The organism is Mesorhizobium sp. 131-2-1, from assembly GCF_016756535.1.
Lineage (GTDB): Bacteria > Pseudomonadota > Alphaproteobacteria > Rhizobiales > Rhizobiaceae > Mesorhizobium.
Genome location: NZ_AP023247.1, coordinates 787125 through 802222, shown reverse-complemented (window position 1 = coordinate 802222; position 15098 = coordinate 787125). Strand labels below are relative to the sequence as shown.

18 protein-coding genes and 1 pseudogene are annotated in these 15098 nt (G+C 66.4%); 7 read left to right on the top strand and 12 right to left on the bottom strand.

The genetic code is table 11. The features are described 5' to 3' along the window. Nucleotides 1-56: 56 nt before the first annotated feature. The 4 genes from mepA to JG743_RS03810 all read right to left on the bottom strand — a co-directional run bounded on the left by mepA (nt 57) and on the right by JG743_RS03810 (nt 3962). Nucleotides 57-1148 carry a penicillin-insensitive murein endopeptidase gene (gene mepA / locus JG743_RS03825; protein ID WP_202298520.1) on the bottom strand — a complete coding sequence of 364 codons (1092 nt, stop codon included), beginning with the start codon at nt 1146-1148 and terminating at the stop codon, nt 57-59. Nucleotides 1149-1235: 87 nt separating this feature from the next. Further along, on the bottom strand, nt 1236-2138 hold the full coding sequence (locus JG743_RS03820; RefSeq protein WP_202298519.1) for an SDR family oxidoreductase: 903 nt from the start codon (nt 2136-2138) through the stop codon (nt 1236-1238). Beyond that, a complete protein-coding gene (gene queG, locus JG743_RS03815) occupies nt 2135-3289 on the bottom strand; it encodes a tRNA epoxyqueuosine(34) reductase QueG (RefSeq protein ID WP_202298518.1) in 1155 nt (384 codons plus the stop codon). Before queG ends, JG743_RS03820 begins: the two co-directional genes overlap by 4 nt. After that, nucleotides 3270-3962: a glutathione S-transferase family protein gene (locus tag JG743_RS03810; RefSeq protein ID WP_202298517.1), complete on the bottom strand. Its 693-nt coding sequence runs from the start codon at nt 3960-3962 to the stop codon at nt 3270-3272. The genes queG and JG743_RS03810 overlap by 20 nt, the downstream gene beginning before the upstream one ends. A 154-nt stretch (nt 3963-4116) precedes the next feature. Here JG743_RS03810 and JG743_RS03805 point away from each other — a divergent pair, with 154 nt between their 5' ends. Beyond that, a complete protein-coding gene (locus JG743_RS03805) occupies nt 4117-4923 on the top strand; it encodes an undecaprenyl-diphosphate phosphatase (protein ID WP_202298516.1) in 807 nt (268 codons plus the stop codon). A gap of 7 nt (nt 4924-4930) precedes the next feature. Here JG743_RS03805 and JG743_RS03800 read toward each other — a convergent pair whose 3' ends face one another. Both JG743_RS03800 and rsmI read right to left on the bottom strand, forming a co-directional pair. After that, nucleotides 4931-5308, bottom strand: a complete 378-nt coding sequence (locus tag JG743_RS03800) for a YraN family protein (RefSeq protein ID WP_202298515.1) — start codon at nt 5306-5308, stop codon at nt 4931-4933. 60 nt (nt 5309-5368) lie between these two features. Beyond that, the gene (gene rsmI / locus JG743_RS03795; protein ID WP_202298514.1) at nt 5369-6259 is read right to left on the bottom strand and encodes a 16S rRNA (cytidine(1402)-2'-O)-methyltransferase; all 891 of its coding nucleotides are present in this window, start codon (nt 6257-6259) and stop codon (nt 5369-5371) included. 172 nt (nt 6260-6431) lie between these two features. Here rsmI and JG743_RS03790 point away from each other — a divergent pair, with 172 nt between their 5' ends. Beyond that, nucleotides 6432-6626, top strand: a complete 195-nt coding sequence (locus tag JG743_RS03790) for a hypothetical protein (RefSeq protein WP_202298513.1) — start codon at nt 6432-6434, stop codon at nt 6624-6626. A gap of 73 nt (nt 6627-6699) precedes the next feature. On the opposite strand, the pseudogene JG743_RS34090 reads toward JG743_RS03790, so the two are convergent. From JG743_RS34090 to rph, 6 genes and pseudogenes are all read right to left on the bottom strand, one after another. Continuing rightward, a pseudogene (locus JG743_RS34090) lies at nt 6700-6840 on the bottom strand (EamA family transporter); the annotation flags it as partial. Between the two features lie 44 nt (nt 6841-6884). Then, nucleotides 6885-7208: a low molecular weight protein tyrosine phosphatase family protein gene (locus JG743_RS03780; protein ID WP_202298511.1), complete on the bottom strand. Its 324-nt coding sequence runs from the start codon at nt 7206-7208 to the stop codon at nt 6885-6887. A 5-nt stretch (nt 7209-7213) separates the two neighbouring features. Further along, nucleotides 7214-8371 (bottom strand): radical SAM family heme chaperone HemW, encoded by a 1158-nt coding sequence (gene hemW / locus JG743_RS03775; protein WP_202298510.1) that lies wholly within the window; start codon nt 8369-8371, stop codon nt 7214-7216. Between the two features lies 1 nt (nt 8372). Further along, nucleotides 8373-9020, bottom strand: coding sequence for an RdgB/HAM1 family non-canonical purine NTP pyrophosphatase (gene rdgB / locus JG743_RS03770; protein ID WP_202298509.1), 648 nt, complete (start codon nt 9018-9020; stop codon nt 8373-8375). Further along, the gene (locus JG743_RS03765; protein ID WP_202298508.1) at nt 9020-9430 is read right to left on the bottom strand and encodes a VOC family protein; all 411 of its coding nucleotides are present in this window, start codon (nt 9428-9430) and stop codon (nt 9020-9022) included. Before JG743_RS03765 ends, rdgB begins: the two co-directional genes overlap by 1 nt. 9 nt (nt 9431-9439) lie before the next feature. Beyond that, complete coding sequence (gene rph, locus JG743_RS03760; protein WP_202302420.1) at nt 9440-10156, bottom strand: ribonuclease PH; 717 nt, start codon at nt 10154-10156, stop codon at nt 9440-9442. Between the two features lie 143 nt (nt 10157-10299). Between rph and hrcA the strand changes: the two genes are divergently transcribed. The 5 genes from hrcA to cysK all read left to right on the top strand — a co-directional run bounded on the left by hrcA (nt 10300) and on the right by cysK (nt 15045). Beyond that, a complete protein-coding gene (gene hrcA, locus JG743_RS03755; RefSeq protein ID WP_202298505.1) occupies nt 10300-11382 on the top strand; it encodes a heat-inducible transcriptional repressor HrcA in 1083 nt (360 codons plus the stop codon). A gap of 95 nt (nt 11383-11477) precedes the next feature. Further along, entirely contained in the window at nt 11478-11675 is a 198-nt protein-coding gene (locus JG743_RS03750) for a hypothetical protein (RefSeq protein ID WP_202298503.1), read from the top strand. Between the two features lie 123 nt (nt 11676-11798). Beyond that, complete coding sequence (locus tag JG743_RS03745; protein WP_202298501.1) at nt 11799-13148, top strand: PQQ-dependent sugar dehydrogenase; 1350 nt, start codon at nt 11799-11801, stop codon at nt 13146-13148. Between the two features lie 106 nt (nt 13149-13254). Beyond that, on the top strand, nt 13255-13872 hold the full coding sequence (locus tag JG743_RS03740; RefSeq protein WP_202298499.1) for a LysE family translocator: 618 nt from the start codon (nt 13255-13257) through the stop codon (nt 13870-13872). Nucleotides 13873-14064: 192 nt separating this feature from the next. Beyond that, nucleotides 14065-15045 carry a cysteine synthase A gene (cysK, locus tag JG743_RS03735; RefSeq protein ID WP_202298497.1) on the top strand — a complete coding sequence of 327 codons (981 nt, stop codon included), beginning with the start codon at nt 14065-14067 and terminating at the stop codon, nt 15043-15045. Nucleotides 15046-15098: the final 53 nt, after the last annotated feature.

Below are 15098 nucleotides of genomic sequence, written 5' to 3'. Positions count from 1 at the left end.
AGATAGAGCGGGATGCGTGTAGCGCATGGCCTCGCAAAGAGAAAGCCGTCTCGGCGTCAGTTGCCGGGCCGTGGCCGCGGTAGCGGAATGCCGATCTCCGGCGTCGGCGCGAAGGCGCTCGCCGAGGCAGGCAGCGCCGTGGCGCCGACTGGCACTGTGGCTGCGGGCGCCGGCACTTCCGCCGGCGGCTCGGCGGCAGCGATCGGCAAGCCGTCGCCATGATAGGTGACGGCTTCCGCCGAAGGCGGATTTGGCGCGTCGAGCACCGCCCGGCACTCCTTCGGCAGGTTCGCCATCGTCATGATGTCGCGCGCCTTCGGCGCGTCGGGGTTCTTGTTGGGGCGCCACGGCTCCTCGGTGAACCACCAGGCCAGCGGCTTGCCGCAGCCGTCATCGGCCGGCGTCGCTTCCTGCGCCTTGCAGCCGGACGAGCCCGGCTGGCAGCCGATGCGCATGTGGAAATGGTAGTCATGGCCCCAGAACGGCCGGATCTTGCGCAGCCAGTCACGGTCGCCCTTCACCGTATCGCACAGCTTCTTCTTGATCCCTGGATTGACCAGGATGCGCTCGACCTCCGGATAGCTGGCGGCCCGCTTCAGCAGCCTAGTGTGCGCCGGTGTCCACAGTGCGTCCTTCACCAGATGGGTCTTCTCGTCGACCATCAAGGTGGCGCTCATCGATTCTCGCTGCGCCATCGACAGCGGCCGACTGGGCATCGGCGTCAGCCAGATGTCGGCATCGAGCCCGATCTGGTGCGAGGCATGGCCGGTCATCATCGGCCCGCCGCGCGGCTGCGAGATGTCGCCGATCAGCAGGCCCGGCCAGCCGTCGGCATGCGCGTCGCGCGCCAGCTTCTCGATCAGCGCGATCATCGCCGGGTGGCCCCAGCGGCGGTTGCGCGAGGGGCGCATCACTTCCCAGGTCGATCCGTCCATCGGAATGGCGACGCCGCCGGCGAAGCAGCCCTTGGAGTAGAAGCCGAAGGATTGCGCCGCCGCCACCGCCGGCAGCTTCTTGGCGCCGAACAGGTCCTTTGCCCGCGGCTCGGCCGTCAGCGCGGCCGCCGCCAGCCCGGCCAGCCCGACGATCGCCAGCGCCGCCGTCAGGAACGGCCTTCGGACGGAAAATGATCGCATCGAGGTCATCATCAAGCCGCATCCCTCTCCTAGTCGCGCCGCCCGAGCCTCGAGAGCGGCGATGGCGCGAATCATATCACGCCCGGCGTCCCGCTTTAATCAGGAACGCTTCATCGGGCTGCGCGGCTCGCCCTCGCGCCAGCTGCCGTCCGCCCACATCCGCTCGAGCGCGGAGCGGTAGTCGGGATAGGCAAAGCCGTAGCCGGCCGCCTTGATCGCGGCGTTGGAAACGCGCTTGTTCTCGCCATAGAAGGAGCGCGCCATGGGCGAAAGCTCTGCGGTCTCGAAGGCAATTTCGGGCGGCGGCTCGACGCCCATCAGCCCCGCGGCATAGGCGACGACATCCTGCGGCGGCGCTGGCTCGTCGTCGGTGACGTTGAGGATGCCGCCGAGATTTTTCCCGGCCAGATGCCAGAGCGCGCCGGCGATGTCGTCGCAATGGATGCGGTTGAAAACCTGGCCGGGCTTGACCAGCCGTCTAGCGGTGCCGTCGGCCAGGTTGACCAGCGCGTTGCGGCCGGGACCGTAGATGCCCGACAGGCGCAACACCGCCACCGGCCTGCCGATTTCCCGGCCGAGCGTTAGCCAGTCCCGTTCAGCCGTCACCCGCATCACCGAGCGCTTCGACACTGGCCGGCATTCGGCCCTCTCGTCCACCCAGCCGCCGCCATGGTCGCCATAGACGCCGACGGTCGAGAGGTAGCCGATCCATTCCAGTGCCGGCATCGCGGCGATCGCCTCGCCCGCGGCACCGAGCACCAGGTCGCCGGCCTCTTCCGGCGCCACCGAGACGATGAGGTGGGTGGTCGCCTTCAAGGCGTCGCCCATTTCTGGCGTCATCGCGCCGTCGAAGCGCAGCGGCGCGATGCCGGCCTGGCTGAGCGCCGTGAATTTCTCAGGCGAGCGCGTCGTGCCAAAGATGGTCGCGGCGTCCCGGTTGGCGCGGGCGAAGGCCTTGCCGGAGTAGCCGGCGCCGAAGACGAAGAACCGTTTTTCGCTCATGCATGGACCTCGGTTGGCAGGGCGGACAGCCATTCGTCGCGCACCGTCGCGTCATCTTCCGTTGCCAAGGCGATGGCGGCGCGTCTGGCGAACTCGGCATCGGGTACGAGCCTGGACAGCGCCCAGACAGCGGCGCCCCGCACCAGCGGCGAGGCATCACCGAGCAGCCCGTGCACGGCCCGGACGAGCGACGCATCGTCCGAATTGCCGGCGGCGATCAGCACGTTGCGGATGAAACGGTCGCGCCCGATGCGCTTGATCGGCGAACCGGAGAAGAAGCTGCGGAAGGCCGCGTCGTCGAGGGCGAGCAGCTCGGCCAGCGGCGGCTCGCGCAGATCGTCGCGCGCGGCTAGCTTCGCCTCCGAGGCGGCGCGGGCGAACTTGTTCCACGGACAGGCGGCGAGACAATCGTCGCAGCCATAGATTCGGTTGCCGATCTTGTCGCGGAACTCGCTGGGGATCGGCCCCTTGTTCTCTATGGTGAGGTAGGAGATGCAGCGTCGCGCATCGAGCCGGTAGGGTGCCGGGAAGGCATCGGTCGGGCAGGCGTCGAGGCAGGCGCGGCAGGAACCGCAATGGTCCTCTTCCGCCGTGTCGGGCTCGAGCTCCGCCGTGGTAAAGATGGTGCCGAGGAACAGCCATGAGCCATGCGCGCGGCTGACCAGATTGGTGTGCTTGCCCTGCCAGCCGAGGCCGGCGGCTTCGGCGAGCGGCTTTTCCATCACCGGCGCCGTGTCGACGAAGACTTTGACGTCGCCGCCCGCGCGCGCGACGATCTTGCCGGCGATCTCCTTCAGCCTGCCCTTCATAATCTCGTGATAGTCGCGGTTTTGCGCATAGACCGAGATCGCGCCGCGGTCGCGTCTGGCCTGCAGCGCGCGCGGATCGTGGTCCGGGCCGTAATTCATCGCGAGCACGATGATCGAGCGCACGTCCGGCCAGAGCGCGGACGGTTCGGCGCGGCGCTCGATCGTCTCGGCGATCCAGCCCATCGAGCCATGAAAACCGTCGGCGACGAATTCGGCGAGCCTCGCCGGCGCCAGCGGAATGGCGTCCGGCCTGGTGACGGCGACGGCATCGAAACCGGCGCGCCTCGCCTCGCGCTCGATCAGCGCGCGCAGGGTTTCGGTCTTAGAAATCGAGGTCCGCATAATGCGACACCGGCGACAGGCCGCGCACCCGGTCGGACAGCAGCGGCCGGAACGAGGGTCGTGACTTCACCCTTGTATACCATTCGCGCGCCGCGCTGTGCTCGCGCCAATCGATCTCGCCGAGATAGTCGAGCACCGAAAGTGTTGCCGCCGCCGCGAGGTCGGCATAGGTCACCCTGCTGCCGGCCAGCCAATGGCGGGTGCCAGCCAGCCAGTTGGTGTATTTCATGTGCTGGCGGATGTTGGCGCGCGCGGCGCGGATCGCGCCCGAATCGGGCGAGCCGCCGCCCGCCGTCTCCGGCATTATCGGCTTCAGCACCCGTTCGCGCACCAGATGGCGGGTCACCTCGCTTTCGGCCTTGTTCAGGTACCAGTCGGTCAGCCGGCGGATTTCGGCGCGCTCCATCGGGTCCTCGGCAAACAGCCGCTTGTCGCGCTTGAGCACGCCGCGCGTTTCGTCGAGATATTCGGCGATCACCATGGCGCCGACGATCGGCACGTCGCCTTCGGCGAGCAGGATCGGCAGCGTGCCGGCCGGGTTCAGCGCCAGGAACTCCTTGCGCCGCGTCCACGGCTTTTCCTCGATCAGCGCCAGCTCCTCGCCATATTCGCCGAAGGCGAGGCGAACGAACCGGCAAGAGGCGAACATCGGGTGGTGGAAGAGCGTCAGCATGGTCCCGCGATAATAAGGCGCACTGGCGAATCGCCGGCGGCGCCGGTAAGTCTTGGCCGCCCGCAAAGCGGACCGTCAGGGTGCTGCGACCTATAGGGGGACTTCCGCGCCATGACAAGCAAGCCCTTCTTTGAGTCCCAATCCCGAGGTTGCCATGGATAGCCAGACCATCGTCGAAGCGTTGCTGCTCGGCCTGCTGGAGGGCCTGACCGAGTTCATTCCGGTATCATCGACCGGCCATATCCTGCTCGCCGGCCATTTCCTCGGCTTCCATTCGACCGGCAAGGCCTTCGAGATCCTGATTCAGCTCGGCGCCATCCTCGCCATCCTCAGCGTCTATTTCAAACGCCTGTGGCAGATGCTCATCGAACTGCCCTATGACCGGCTGACGCGGCATTTCGTCATCGGCATCCTCATCGCCTTCCTGCCGGCGGCCATTATCGGCGCCTTGGCGCATGACTTCATCAAGACGATCCTGTTCGAATCGCCGCGGCTGATCTGCATCATGCTGATCATCGGCGGCGTGGTCCTGCTCCTGGTCGACCGCATGAATTTGAAGCCCGTCTATCGCGACGTCGAACGCTTCCCGACGAGGCTCTATCTGCAGATCGGCCTGTTCCAGTGCCTGTCGCTCATCCCTGGCACCTCGCGCTCCGGCTCGACCATCGTCGGTGCGCTGCTTTTGGGTGTCGACAAGCGCGCGGCGGCGGAATTCTCCTTCTTCCTGGCCATTCCGACCATGGTCGGCGCCTTCGCCTTCGACCTGTTCAAGAACCGCAACGTGCTGACCTCGGCCGACCTGCCGATCATTGCCATCGGCTTCGTTGCCGCCTTCGTCACCGCGCTGTTCGTCGTCCGCTTCCTGCTCGATTACGTGTCGCGCAACGGCTACTCGCTGTTCGGCTGGTGGCGGCTGGTGGTCGGCGGCGTCGGGTTGATTGCGTTGATGATCTGGGGATGAAGCCCCTTCAATTCCGCCCATAAAACGCGTTCTCGACATGCACCGGCCAGCGCCATGGCAGCACCGCCACCATGTCGAAACGCACTGACAGTTTTCCATAGTCGGGCTGGCGGGACAGCCATAGGTCGGCGGCGCCCTCGATGCGGCGCTCCGAACTGTGGGCGATCGCTTCCATCGCTTCCATCAGCGTGCGCCGCGCCTTGACCTCGACGAACAGCACCAGGTTGCCGCGCCGCGCGATGAGGTCGATCTCGCCAAGCCTGGTGCGGTGACGGCGCGCCAGGATCCGGTAACCCTTCAGCATCAGCGCCAGCGCCGCCAGCCATTCGCCGCGATGGCCGCGCCGATAGGCCTTCTGGCGGCTGGCGGCCGGGCGCTCAGCCACCGCTATCCTCTCTTTGTTTGACCATGATCTTTTCCGAAAACCGGTTTCCACTTTTCGGGATCATGGTCTGTCCCTGAGTTCGAGCAGCCGCCGGTAGAGCGCCTGCTTCTGGCCGCCGGTCATCTTCGCTGCTTCCGCCGCCGCCTTCGAGGCCGGCATTTCGGCGGCGAGCGACAGCAGCAGCCGGTCGATGTCCGCAGGCTCGTCGGCCTTGGCTTCGGCGGGACCGACGCAGATGACGATCTCGCCCTTTGGCGTGTCCGCCGCCGCGTAGTGATCGGCAAGCGCTTGCAGCGTGCCGGTCCGCGTCTCCTCGAAGGTCTTGGTCAGTTCCCTCCCGATGGCGGCGTTGCGCTCGCCGCCCAGCGCCTCGACCATGGCGGCAAGCGTCTCGGCCAGCCGTCGCGGCGATTCGAAGAAGATCAGCGTCGCCGGCACCGCCTTGAATGTCTCCAGCTTGGTCAGCCGCTGGCCGGTCTTCACCGGCAGGAACCCGGCGAACAGGAAGGCATCGGAAGGCAGGCCGGAAGCGGTCAGCGCCGCCAGCGCCGCCGAAGGGCCGGGAATGGGCACGACGCGGATCGCACGGTCGAGCGCCTCGCCGACCAGCCGGTAGCCGGGATCCGATATCAGCGGCGTGCCGGCGTCCGAGATCAGCGCCACGCTCTGCCCGGCTTCAAGCGCCGCGATCAGCTTCGGTCCGGCCTCGCCGGCATTGTGCTCGTGATAGGCGGTGGTGCGGCGGCGGATGCCGTAGCGCTCGAGCAGCACGCGCGAGACGCGCGTGTCCTCGCAGGCGACGATGTCGGCTGCGGCCAGCGTCTCCAGCGCGCGCAGCGTGATGTCGGCGAGGTTGCCGATCGGCGTCGCCACCAGATAGAGCGCCGGCGGGAGCGGCCGCGCCGGTATCTCGATCTGCCCGATCACATAGCTGCGTTTGTCGCCGGTCACCGGTGCCCTCTGGCCTTTGCATTTGGCCCTGTTTGGCACGGCGCACGCCCGGTTGCAAAACGTGACGACGAAGTAATGTGGCCGCCATGCCTTTGCCACAGTGCGGAACGAAACCGTCACCGGCGAATTTATCCGTGAGTCTCGTTGATCAGTGAGTCTCGGGGAGCACAGGATGGACAGCCTGAAGATTCAGGACGTTTTCGAGCCCTACTATGCGGGCCGCAAGCGTTTCGCCATGCGAAGGGACAAGAGCCTGCCGGCCAGCGCCGATGACGCCGCCGGTAAAACCGAAGCCAGGAAGCGGCGTTTGCGCCGCCGGCCGAAGACCAGACTCAAGGCCGAAACCGATAGCACGACGGAGCACTGACCGGACGATGCCCAATCGCTTCGATATCTTCATTTCCCGCCTCGAAACCAAAACCGCCCGCGAAGGCGTGCCGCTAGCCCCGATAGGCGACCAGCACCGCCCCCGCCGCGATAAGGACAACGCCAAGCCAGTTCGCTCCGGAGAGGCACTCGCCGAGAAAGACCGCGCCAAACACCGCCACAAGCACGACGCCTAGTTTATCGATCGGCGCCAGCCGAGGATGACGACCGCGTGGGTGTTGCGCACCCGGCGGGTTGGTTAGCCCAGGTATCTCTGGACCCGCGCCTCCAGCAGTCGCACCAGCTCCGGGTCCATGAATTCGTAGTCGTCGGGAATGTCGAGGCAGATTACCCGCGCCTTCTTCAAGCTCACCTTGAATTTCTTCTGCAGCTTGGCGCGATGCGCCTTTTCCATGACGAAGATGATGTCGGCCCAGGCGACCAGCTCATGCGTCAGCGGGTTGTCGGCGTCATGATTGGTGCCGGCCGAAGCCACTTCGATATCCCTGCGCCTGGAAAACACCTGCTCCGCGGTCGGGCTGCGCAAGCGGTTCTGGCTGCAGACGAAGAGGACGTTCTTCAAGGGGGTTACCGCGCCAGGTCTGCCACCACGGCATCAAGCACGATCATGCCGGCCGTCGTGGCGCGCAGCCGGGAATTGCCGACCGGCGCCACCAGCCCTTCCTCCTGCAGCACCGACAGTCTGGCACTGGAGAGCCCGCGTCCGGAAAACGCCTCGTAGCGCGACAGGTCGATGCCTTCGGCCAGCCTCAGCCCCATCAGCAGGAACTCATCGGCTTCCTCGGAACGCGTCAAAATCTCGCCGCCGGTGACGCCATGGCCCTTGGCCTCGACCAGGTTGGCCCAGGTTTCCGGCATTCGCTCGGCGATGGTGACCGTGCGGCGGCCGTTCTCGACGAAGCGACCATGCGCGCCGGGGCCGACGCCGACATATTCGCCGTAGCGCCAGTAGGTCAGATTGTGCCGGCTTTCGGCGCCCGGCCTGGCATGGTTGGAGATCTCGTAGGCCGGCAGCCCATGCGCCGCGGTCACTTCCTGCGTCAGCGCGTAGAGGTCGGCGGCCTGGTCATTGTCCGGAATGATGAATTTCCGCGCCGCGTGCAGCGCATGGAACGGCGTGCCTTCCTCGATGGTCAGCTGGTAGAGCGACAAATGGTCGGCGGCATGGCCGATCGCCTGCTCCAACTCCGCCTGCCACGCCTCCGGCGTCTGGCCCGGCCGGGCATAGATCAGGTCGAAAGAGAGGCGGGGAAATATCTCCCGCGCGAGCCCGATCGCATGCAGCGCCTCCTCGACATTGTGCAGCCGGCCGAGGAAGCGCAGATCCTTGTCGTTCAACGCCTGCACGCCGAGCGACACGCGGTTGACGCCCGCGGCGCGATAGCCGCGGAAGCGCTCGGCCTCGACCGAGGACGGGTTCGCCTCCAGCGTCACTTCGATGCCGGCTGGCACCGTCCAGTTCTTCGCCACGGCATCCAGCACCGTCGCCACAGTCTCCGGCTTCATCAGCGATGGTGTGCCGCCGCCGAGGAAGATGCTCGTCACCTCGCGCGGCCCGGTGCGGGCGCGCATCGTTGCCAGTTCCGCCTCGAAGGCGCGCGCAAAGCGTTCCTGGTCGACCGGCTGGTGGCGGACATGGCTGTTGAAGTCGCAATAGGGGCACTTGGCCGCGCAGAACGGCCAGTGGACGTACACGCCGAAGCCGGGACTGCGGTCGAGCAGCATCTCAGGCCGACCCCAGCCGCGCTTTGGCGAATTTCTGGAAGGCGCGGGCGCGGTGCGACAGCGCCGTCGGCTGACCGGGCCTCCAGCCGTGCTTTTGCTCGGCGCTCATCTCGCCGAAGGTCTTGTCGAAACCGTTGGGCAGGAACACCGGGTCGTAGCCGAAGCCGAGCGCGCCGCGCGGCGGCCAGACCAGCGTTCCCTCGGCTTCGCCGCGATAATACTCGGCCTCGCCATCGGGAAAGGCCAGGCAGATGACGGCGACAAAGCGGCCCGTGCGCTGCGCGGGCTCGGCCGCGCCGACTTCCTGCAGCGCCACTTCGGTGCGCTGCATGGCCATGCCGAAATCCCGGCTGCCGTCCGGCGTCTCGGCCCAGTTGGCGGTGTAGACGCCGGGCGCGCCGTCGAGCGCGTCGACGCAGAGCCCGGAATCATCGGACAGCGCCGGCAGGCCGGTGGCCTTGGCCGCAGCGTATGCCTTGATGTAGGCGTTCTCCTCGAAGGTGGTGCCGGTCTCGTCCGGCTCCGGCAGGCCATATTCCTTCGCCGATTTGGCCTCGAAGCCGAACGGCGCCATCAGGTCGGCGAACTCGCGCAGCTTGCCTTCATTGTGGCTGGCGACGACGATTTTGTGTCCGTTGAGCTGATGCATCAGAGGCCCCAGATCCCTGGCTCGGCGAATTCGATTGAATTGCCCGAAGGGTCGCGAAAATAGATCGAGCGCCCGCCTTGCGGCCATTGGAAGTCGCTTTCGATGGCGATGTTCCTCGCCGCGAGATGCTTGCGCCAGCCAGCGATCTCGTCGGCGCTCGCGGCGAAGCAGAGATGGCCCTGGCCGACCGTGCCATGCGGGGGCACTTTCAGCCTGGCGTCGGGCGCCGGCGGGATTTTGGTCGCCTCGGCGTTGAACAGCAGCAGCACGCCAGTTCCGCAGCGGAAGAAGACGTGGCGGCCTTCGACCCTGCCGATCAGATCGAGCCCGAGCACGTCGGCGTAAAAGGCTTCCGCCGCAGCCAGATCGGTGACGTAGAGAGCCGATTCAAGGATGGCGGAAGGCGTCATGACAAGAGCCTAAGCCACCGCCATCTGCTGCAGGCTGACCAGGCGCGAAATGCCTTTCTTGGCGAGGTTCATCAGCGCAGCGAACTGCTCCTCGGAAAACGGTTCGCCTTCCGCCGTGCCCTGGATCTCGACGATGCCGCCCTTGCCGGTCATGACGAAATTGGCGTCGGTGCCGGCCGAGGAATCCTCGAGATAGTCGAGGTCGATGACCGGCTGGCCGTCATGGATGCCGCAGGAGATCGCCGCGACATGGTCTTTCAGCACCTTGGCGACGCTGGCCATCTGCCGCGCCTCCATCCAGCGCAGGCAGTCATAGAGTGCCACCCAGCCGCCGGTGATCGAGGCGGTGCGGGTGCCGCCATCGGCCTGGATCACGTCGCAGTCGACGGTGATCTGCTGTTCGCCCAGCGCCTGCAGGTCGACCACGGCGCGGAGCGAGCGGCCGATCAGCCGCTGGATCTCCAGCGTGCGGCCGCCCTGCTTGCCGGTGGAAGCCTCGCGGCGCATACGCTCGCCGGTCGAGCGCGGCAGCATGCCGTATTCGGCCGTCACCCAGCCCTTGCCGGAATTGCGCATCCAGGCCGGCACCTTTTCCTCGAGGCTTGCCGTGCACAGGACATGCGTGTCGCCGAACTTCACCAGGCACGAGCCTTCGGCGTGCTTGGAGACGCCGCGCTCGAAGGAGATGGCGCGCATTTCGTCGGCTTGGCGTTTGGAGGGGCGCATCGAGGCCTCTTTCTTCTTTCTTTTGGTTTTCAAGGATTCGTCGGCGGCTTGTAGACGCATGCGGCCCATGGCGCAAAGGAAAATGGACCGGGTTGCGCGGGCACGGCCTAAGTCTATATTTGAGCAGGAGGTTTTTGGCTCGAATGACCAAGGCAGTCGATCCGGCATCGCAGTCGCCCGTGCTCCAGTCGCTCGATATGCGATCGCGCGACATCTTCCGGCGCATCGTCGAATCCTATCTCAGGGACGGCGAGCCGGTCGGCTCGCGCAGCCTGTCGCGCATCCTGCCCTCCTCGTTGTCGCCGGCCACCATCCGCAATGTGATGAGCGATCTCGAGCATCTCGGCCTGATCTATGCCCCGCACATCTCGGCCGGCCGTTTGCCGACGCAGACCGGCCTGCGCTTCTTCGTCGACGCCTTCATGGAGCTTGGCGACCTCTCCGACGAGGAGCGGCGCATCATCGAGGCGCAGGTGCGCGCTTCCGGCTCCGGCGCCACGCTGGAGCATATGCTGACCGAGGCCAGCCAGATGCTGTCGGGCATGTCGCGCGGGGCTGGCCTGGTGCTTGCCGCCAAGAACGAGGTAGCGCTGAAGCACATCGAATTCATCCAGCTCGAGCCGACCAAGGCGTTGGCCGTGTTGGTGTCGCAGAACGGCGATGTCGAGAACCGCGTCGTCGACCTGCCGGCCGGCACCACCGTCTCGCAGCTGCACGAGGCGTCCAACTTCCTCAACGCCCACATCCGCGGCCGTACGCTGGCCGAGGCGCGCGTCGAGATCGCCCGCATCAAGGACGAGACCAGGGCCGCCCTCGACACGCTGTCGCAGGACCTGGTCGAGAAGGGCTTGGCGGTCTGGGCGGGCGCCGAAAGCGGCCTGCCGGCGCGCCTCATCGTGCGCGGCCGCGCCAACCTCTTGGAAAACGTCACCGCCCAGGCCGACATCGAATTGCTGCGCCATCTGTTCGAGGATCTGGAGACGCAGGACGGGCTGCTGCAACTTCTCGACCTCGCCGAGGAAGGTCCGGGCGTGCGCATCTTCATCGGCTCGGAGAACAAGCTGTTTTCGCTGTCCGGCTCGTCGCTGGTGGTGGCGCCCTATCGCGACAAGGACGCCCGCGTCGTCGGCGCGCTCGGCGTCATCGGTCCGACGCGGCTGAACTATGCCCGCATCGTGCCGATGGTCGACTATACGGCGCAGCTTATTTCGCGCATGCTGCGGTAAGGTGCATTGATATTCAGTTGAGGCACCGTGCTCGGCGCGGCCTGACCTGAATCTCGACACACCCTGGAAGACACAGGCTGACGAGGAGAAAAAGAATGGCGCTGGAATCGCTGAAGGCCCAGATCAGCATGTTGCTCGAGGAAATGGTCAATCAGCCCGAGGACCAGCACGAGATACAGGAGCAGCTGCGCGAGAAGCTGCAGGAATTGCGCGCCATGGGCCTGCCGCTGCCCGCCGACCTAGTCGCGCTGGAAAAGCGCCTCGACGATGATTTCTACGCCGAAGGCAGCTGAGCACCCAGGAAACCGGCCTCAAATTCACGTGTGGCGAGCTTCCCTGCGGAACGCCTGTCGGATCTTGCCGTTGTTTGCCCTGCCCTTGGCCGGTCCGTGGCGAGACCAACCCTGGAGGACGGTATGATCCGGTTTGCCTGTCTTGCGGGAGCTGCCGTGCTGGTCGCCACCACAGCGCTGGCGCAACAGGCGGACCAGCCGGTGTTGACCGGCAAGAGGGCCTTCGGCGACTGGAAAGCCGACCGTCCGGGCGTTCGCCGCCTGATCAAGCCGCAGGACCTGCCGGCGCCTTACCTGACCCGCTCGTCATCGAACGGCGCCGGCATCGCCGATCGCCCGGAAGGGGTCAAGCCGCTCGTGCCGCCCGGCTTCTCCATCGAGCTTGTCGCCTCCGGTATCGACAATCCGCGGGTCGTGCGCGCGGCACCCAATGGCGACCTGTTCGTCGCCGACAGCAAGGCCAACCAGATCCGGGTCTATCGCCTCGCCGAGGGCGGCGCGAAGCCGGCGGAGCAAGCCATTTTCGCCGAAGGGCTGACCCGGCCCTATGGCATCGCCTTCTACCCGCCGGGCGACAGGCCGCAATGGGTCTATGTCGCCAATAGCAACAGCGTCATGCGCTTCGCCTATCGCGACGGCGACCTGAAGGCGCAGGGCAAGCTGGAAACCATCGTCCAGGACATCCCCTCCAGCCATCACTGGACGCGCGACATAGCTTTTTCCCCGGATGGCAAGACGCTCTATCTGTCCGTCGGCTCCGGTTCGAATATCGCCGAGGACGTCGGCGCCGAGCCGGAGGGCGGGCTCGAGCGATGGGCGACGTCGGCGCCGCTTGGCGCCATTTGGGGCTCTGAGGAAGGCCGCGCCGACGTGCTGGCCTTCGATCCCGACGGCAGGAACCGACGCAGCTTCGCCACCGGCCTGCGCAACTGCTCCGGCATGACCGTGCAGCCGCAGACGGGCGGGCTCTGGTGCGTCGTCAACGAGCGCGACGGGCTCGGCGACAACGTTCCCTTCGAATATGCCACCACCGTCAAGGACGGCGCCTTCTATGGCTGGCCCTGGTATTACATCGGCGCCAACGAGGACCCGCGCCACGCGGGCGCGCGCCCGGATCTCGCCGGCAAGGTCACCGTTCCCGACGTGCTGATGCAGGCGCATTCGGCGCCGCTCAACATCGCCTTCTATGAGGGAAAGAGCTTCCCGGCCGAATATCGGGGCGATGCCTTCGTCGCCCTGCACGGCTCGTGGAACCGCGGCGTGCGCACCGGCTACAAGGTGGTGCGGCTGAAATTCGAGGATGGCAAGCCGACCGGCGAGTATGAGGATTTCGCCACCGGCTTCGTCATCTCCGACGACGATGTCTGGGGCCGGCCGGTCGGCGTCACTGTCGCGAAGGATGGCGCGCTGATCCTCACCGAGGACGGCAACGGCACCATCTGGCGCGTCACCTATGGCGACGGCCGGTCCTGAGATCGCCGCTCCTGGTGCAACCGAATCCCGCCGCGAGGGAATTCTCCAGGCCCTTGTTTTGTGGCAAAAGGGCCGCTTTCCGCGCCGCCCGCGCCAGGACCAGCCCATGACCCTCACCGGATTCATCGCCTACAGCGCCGCCCTCGGCATCGCCGCCGCCATTCCGGGCCCTGGCGTCACCGCGCTTGTGGCGCGGGCGCTCGGTTCCGGCTTCCGCTCGTCGCTGGCCATGTCGTTCGGCCTGATCCTCGGCGACCTCACCTATCTCACCGCCGTGGTGCTCGGCCTTGCCTTCGTCGCGCAGACCTTCGGCATGGTCTTCCTGGCGATCAAATGGGCGGGCGTCGCCTACCTCGCTTTCCTCGGCTGGCGCTTCTGGACCAGCGGCATCACGCCGGAGACAGTCGAGGCGAGGAAGGGCAAGGGCGGGTTGTTCGCATCCTTCCTGGCCGGCCTGACCGTCACGCTCGGCAATCCGAAGACGATGATCTTCTACCTTGCCATCACGCCGACCATCGTCGACCTGAAGACGATCACGCTGGCCGACTACAGCATCCTCGTCGCGCTCACCGTCATTGTGCTGCTGGTGGTGCTGGTGCCCTATCTGGCGCTGGCGGCCAAGGCGCGCTGGTTCCTGAAGTCGCCGCGGGCGCTCAAGGCGCTGAACCGCACCGCCGCGGGCTTCATGGCGGGTGCGGCGGCGGCGATCGCCGCCCGCCAGTAGAGCGCGCATCTCATCGCGTCGACGTTTCCGCCAATCCATTCCGGAAACGGGCCGATCCGGAAAATGCTTTTCCAGGGCGGGAGCGTTTTCAGCACGCGCCCCACTCGGATATTTTCGGCCGGCAGCCTATCTTGCGCGTTTGAAAGCCCTATTCTGTCGCTGAATGCAATTGCCTGATCTGGGAGCGAAACAATGAACAAGCCCGTCACCTCCGCGCGCGTGCCCGGCCGCGGCCGCGTCTTCAATTCGATCACCGAGACGATCGGCGACACGCCCCTGGTGCGGCTCGACAAGTTCGCCAAGGAGAAGGGCGTCGTCGCCAACCTCCTGGCCAAGCTCGAATTCTTCAACCCGATCGCTTCGGTCAAGGACCGTATCGGCGTCGCCATGATCGAGGCGCTGGAAGCCTCGGGCCGCATCGCCCCCGGCAGGACCACGCTGATCGAGCCGACCTCCGGCAACACCGGCATCGCGCTTGCCTTCGCCGCCGCCGCCAAGGGCTACAAGCTGATCCTGACCATGCCGGAGACCATGTCGGTCGAGCGGCGCAAGATGCTGGCGCTGCTCGGCGCCGAGCTGGTGCTGACCGAAGGTCCCAAGGGCATGAAGGGCGCCATTGCCAAGGCCGACGAACTCGCCGCCACCTTGCCAGACGCCATCATCCCGCAGCAGTTCGAGAACCCGGCCAATCCGGAGATCCACCGCCGCACCACGGCCGAGGAGATCTGGAACGACACCCAGGGCGAGGTCGACATCTTCGTCGCCGGCATCGGCACCGGCGGCACCATCACCGGCGTCGGCCAGGTGCTGAAGAAGCGCAAGCCCTCGGTCCATGTCGTGGCCGTCGAGCCGGAAGCCTCGCCGGTGCTGTCCGGCGGCCAGCCCGGCCCGCACAAGATCCAGGGCATCGGCGCCGGCTTCGCGCCGAAAATCCTCGACACCTCGATCTATGACGAGATCGTCAGGGTCTCCAATGAGGATTCGGTCGCCAATGCGCGTCTCGTCGCTCGTCTCGAAGGCGTGCCGGTCGGCATCTCGTCGGGCGCAGCACTCCAGGCGGCGATCGTCGTCGGCTCGCGGCCGGAGAACAGGGGCAAGACGCTGGTCGTCGTCATCCCGTCCTTCGCCGAGCGCTATCTGTCGACCATCCTTTTCGACGGGCTGGGGGCGTAAGCAGCCTCGACGAAGCCTCGCGGCACGCTGGACCGCTGAAAAAACCCCTGTGG

Excerpts from the sequence above, each read along its gene's own strand:
- JG743_RS03765 (WP_202298508.1), bottom strand. The coding sequence starts at position 9,430 with ATGACGCCTTCCGCCATCCTTGAATCGGCTCTCTACGTCACCGATCTG.
- JG743_RS03820 (WP_202298519.1), bottom strand. The coding sequence starts at position 2,138 with ATGAGCGAAAAACGGTTCTTCGTCTTCGGCGCCGGCTACTCCGGCAAG.
- queG (WP_202298518.1), bottom strand. The coding sequence starts at position 3,289 with ATGCGGACCTCGATTTCTAAGACCGAAACCCTGCGCGCGCTGATCGAG.
- hemW (WP_202298510.1), bottom strand. The coding sequence starts at position 8,371 with ATGCTGCTCGACCGCAGTCCCGGCTTCGGCGTGTACGTCCACTGGCCG.
- mepA (WP_202298520.1), bottom strand. The coding sequence starts at position 1,148 with ATGATGACCTCGATGCGATCATTTTCCGTCCGAAGGCCGTTCCTGACG.
- JG743_RS03745 (WP_202298501.1), top strand. The coding sequence starts at position 11,799 with ATGATCCGGTTTGCCTGTCTTGCGGGAGCTGCCGTGCTGGTCGCCACC.
- cysK (WP_202298497.1), top strand. The coding sequence starts at position 14,065 with ATGAACAAGCCCGTCACCTCCGCGCGCGTGCCCGGCCGCGGCCGCGTC.
- rph (WP_202302420.1), bottom strand. The coding sequence starts at position 10,156 with ATGCGCCCCTCCAAACGCCAAGCCGACGAAATGCGCGCCATCTCCTTC.
- JG743_RS03740 (WP_202298499.1), top strand. The coding sequence starts at position 13,255 with ATGACCCTCACCGGATTCATCGCCTACAGCGCCGCCCTCGGCATCGCC.
- rdgB (WP_202298509.1), bottom strand. The coding sequence starts at position 9,020 with ATGCATCAGCTCAACGGACACAAAATCGTCGTCGCCAGCCACAATGAA.
- JG743_RS03750 (WP_202298503.1), top strand. The coding sequence starts at position 11,478 with ATGGCGCTGGAATCGCTGAAGGCCCAGATCAGCATGTTGCTCGAGGAA.
- hrcA (WP_202298505.1), top strand. The coding sequence starts at position 10,300 with ATGACCAAGGCAGTCGATCCGGCATCGCAGTCGCCCGTGCTCCAGTCG.
- JG743_RS03790 (WP_202298513.1), top strand. The coding sequence starts at position 6,432 with ATGGACAGCCTGAAGATTCAGGACGTTTTCGAGCCCTACTATGCGGGC.
- JG743_RS03810 (WP_202298517.1), bottom strand. The coding sequence starts at position 3,962 with ATGCTGACGCTCTTCCACCACCCGATGTTCGCCTCTTGCCGGTTCGTT.
- JG743_RS03805 (WP_202298516.1), top strand. The coding sequence starts at position 4,117 with ATGGATAGCCAGACCATCGTCGAAGCGTTGCTGCTCGGCCTGCTGGAG.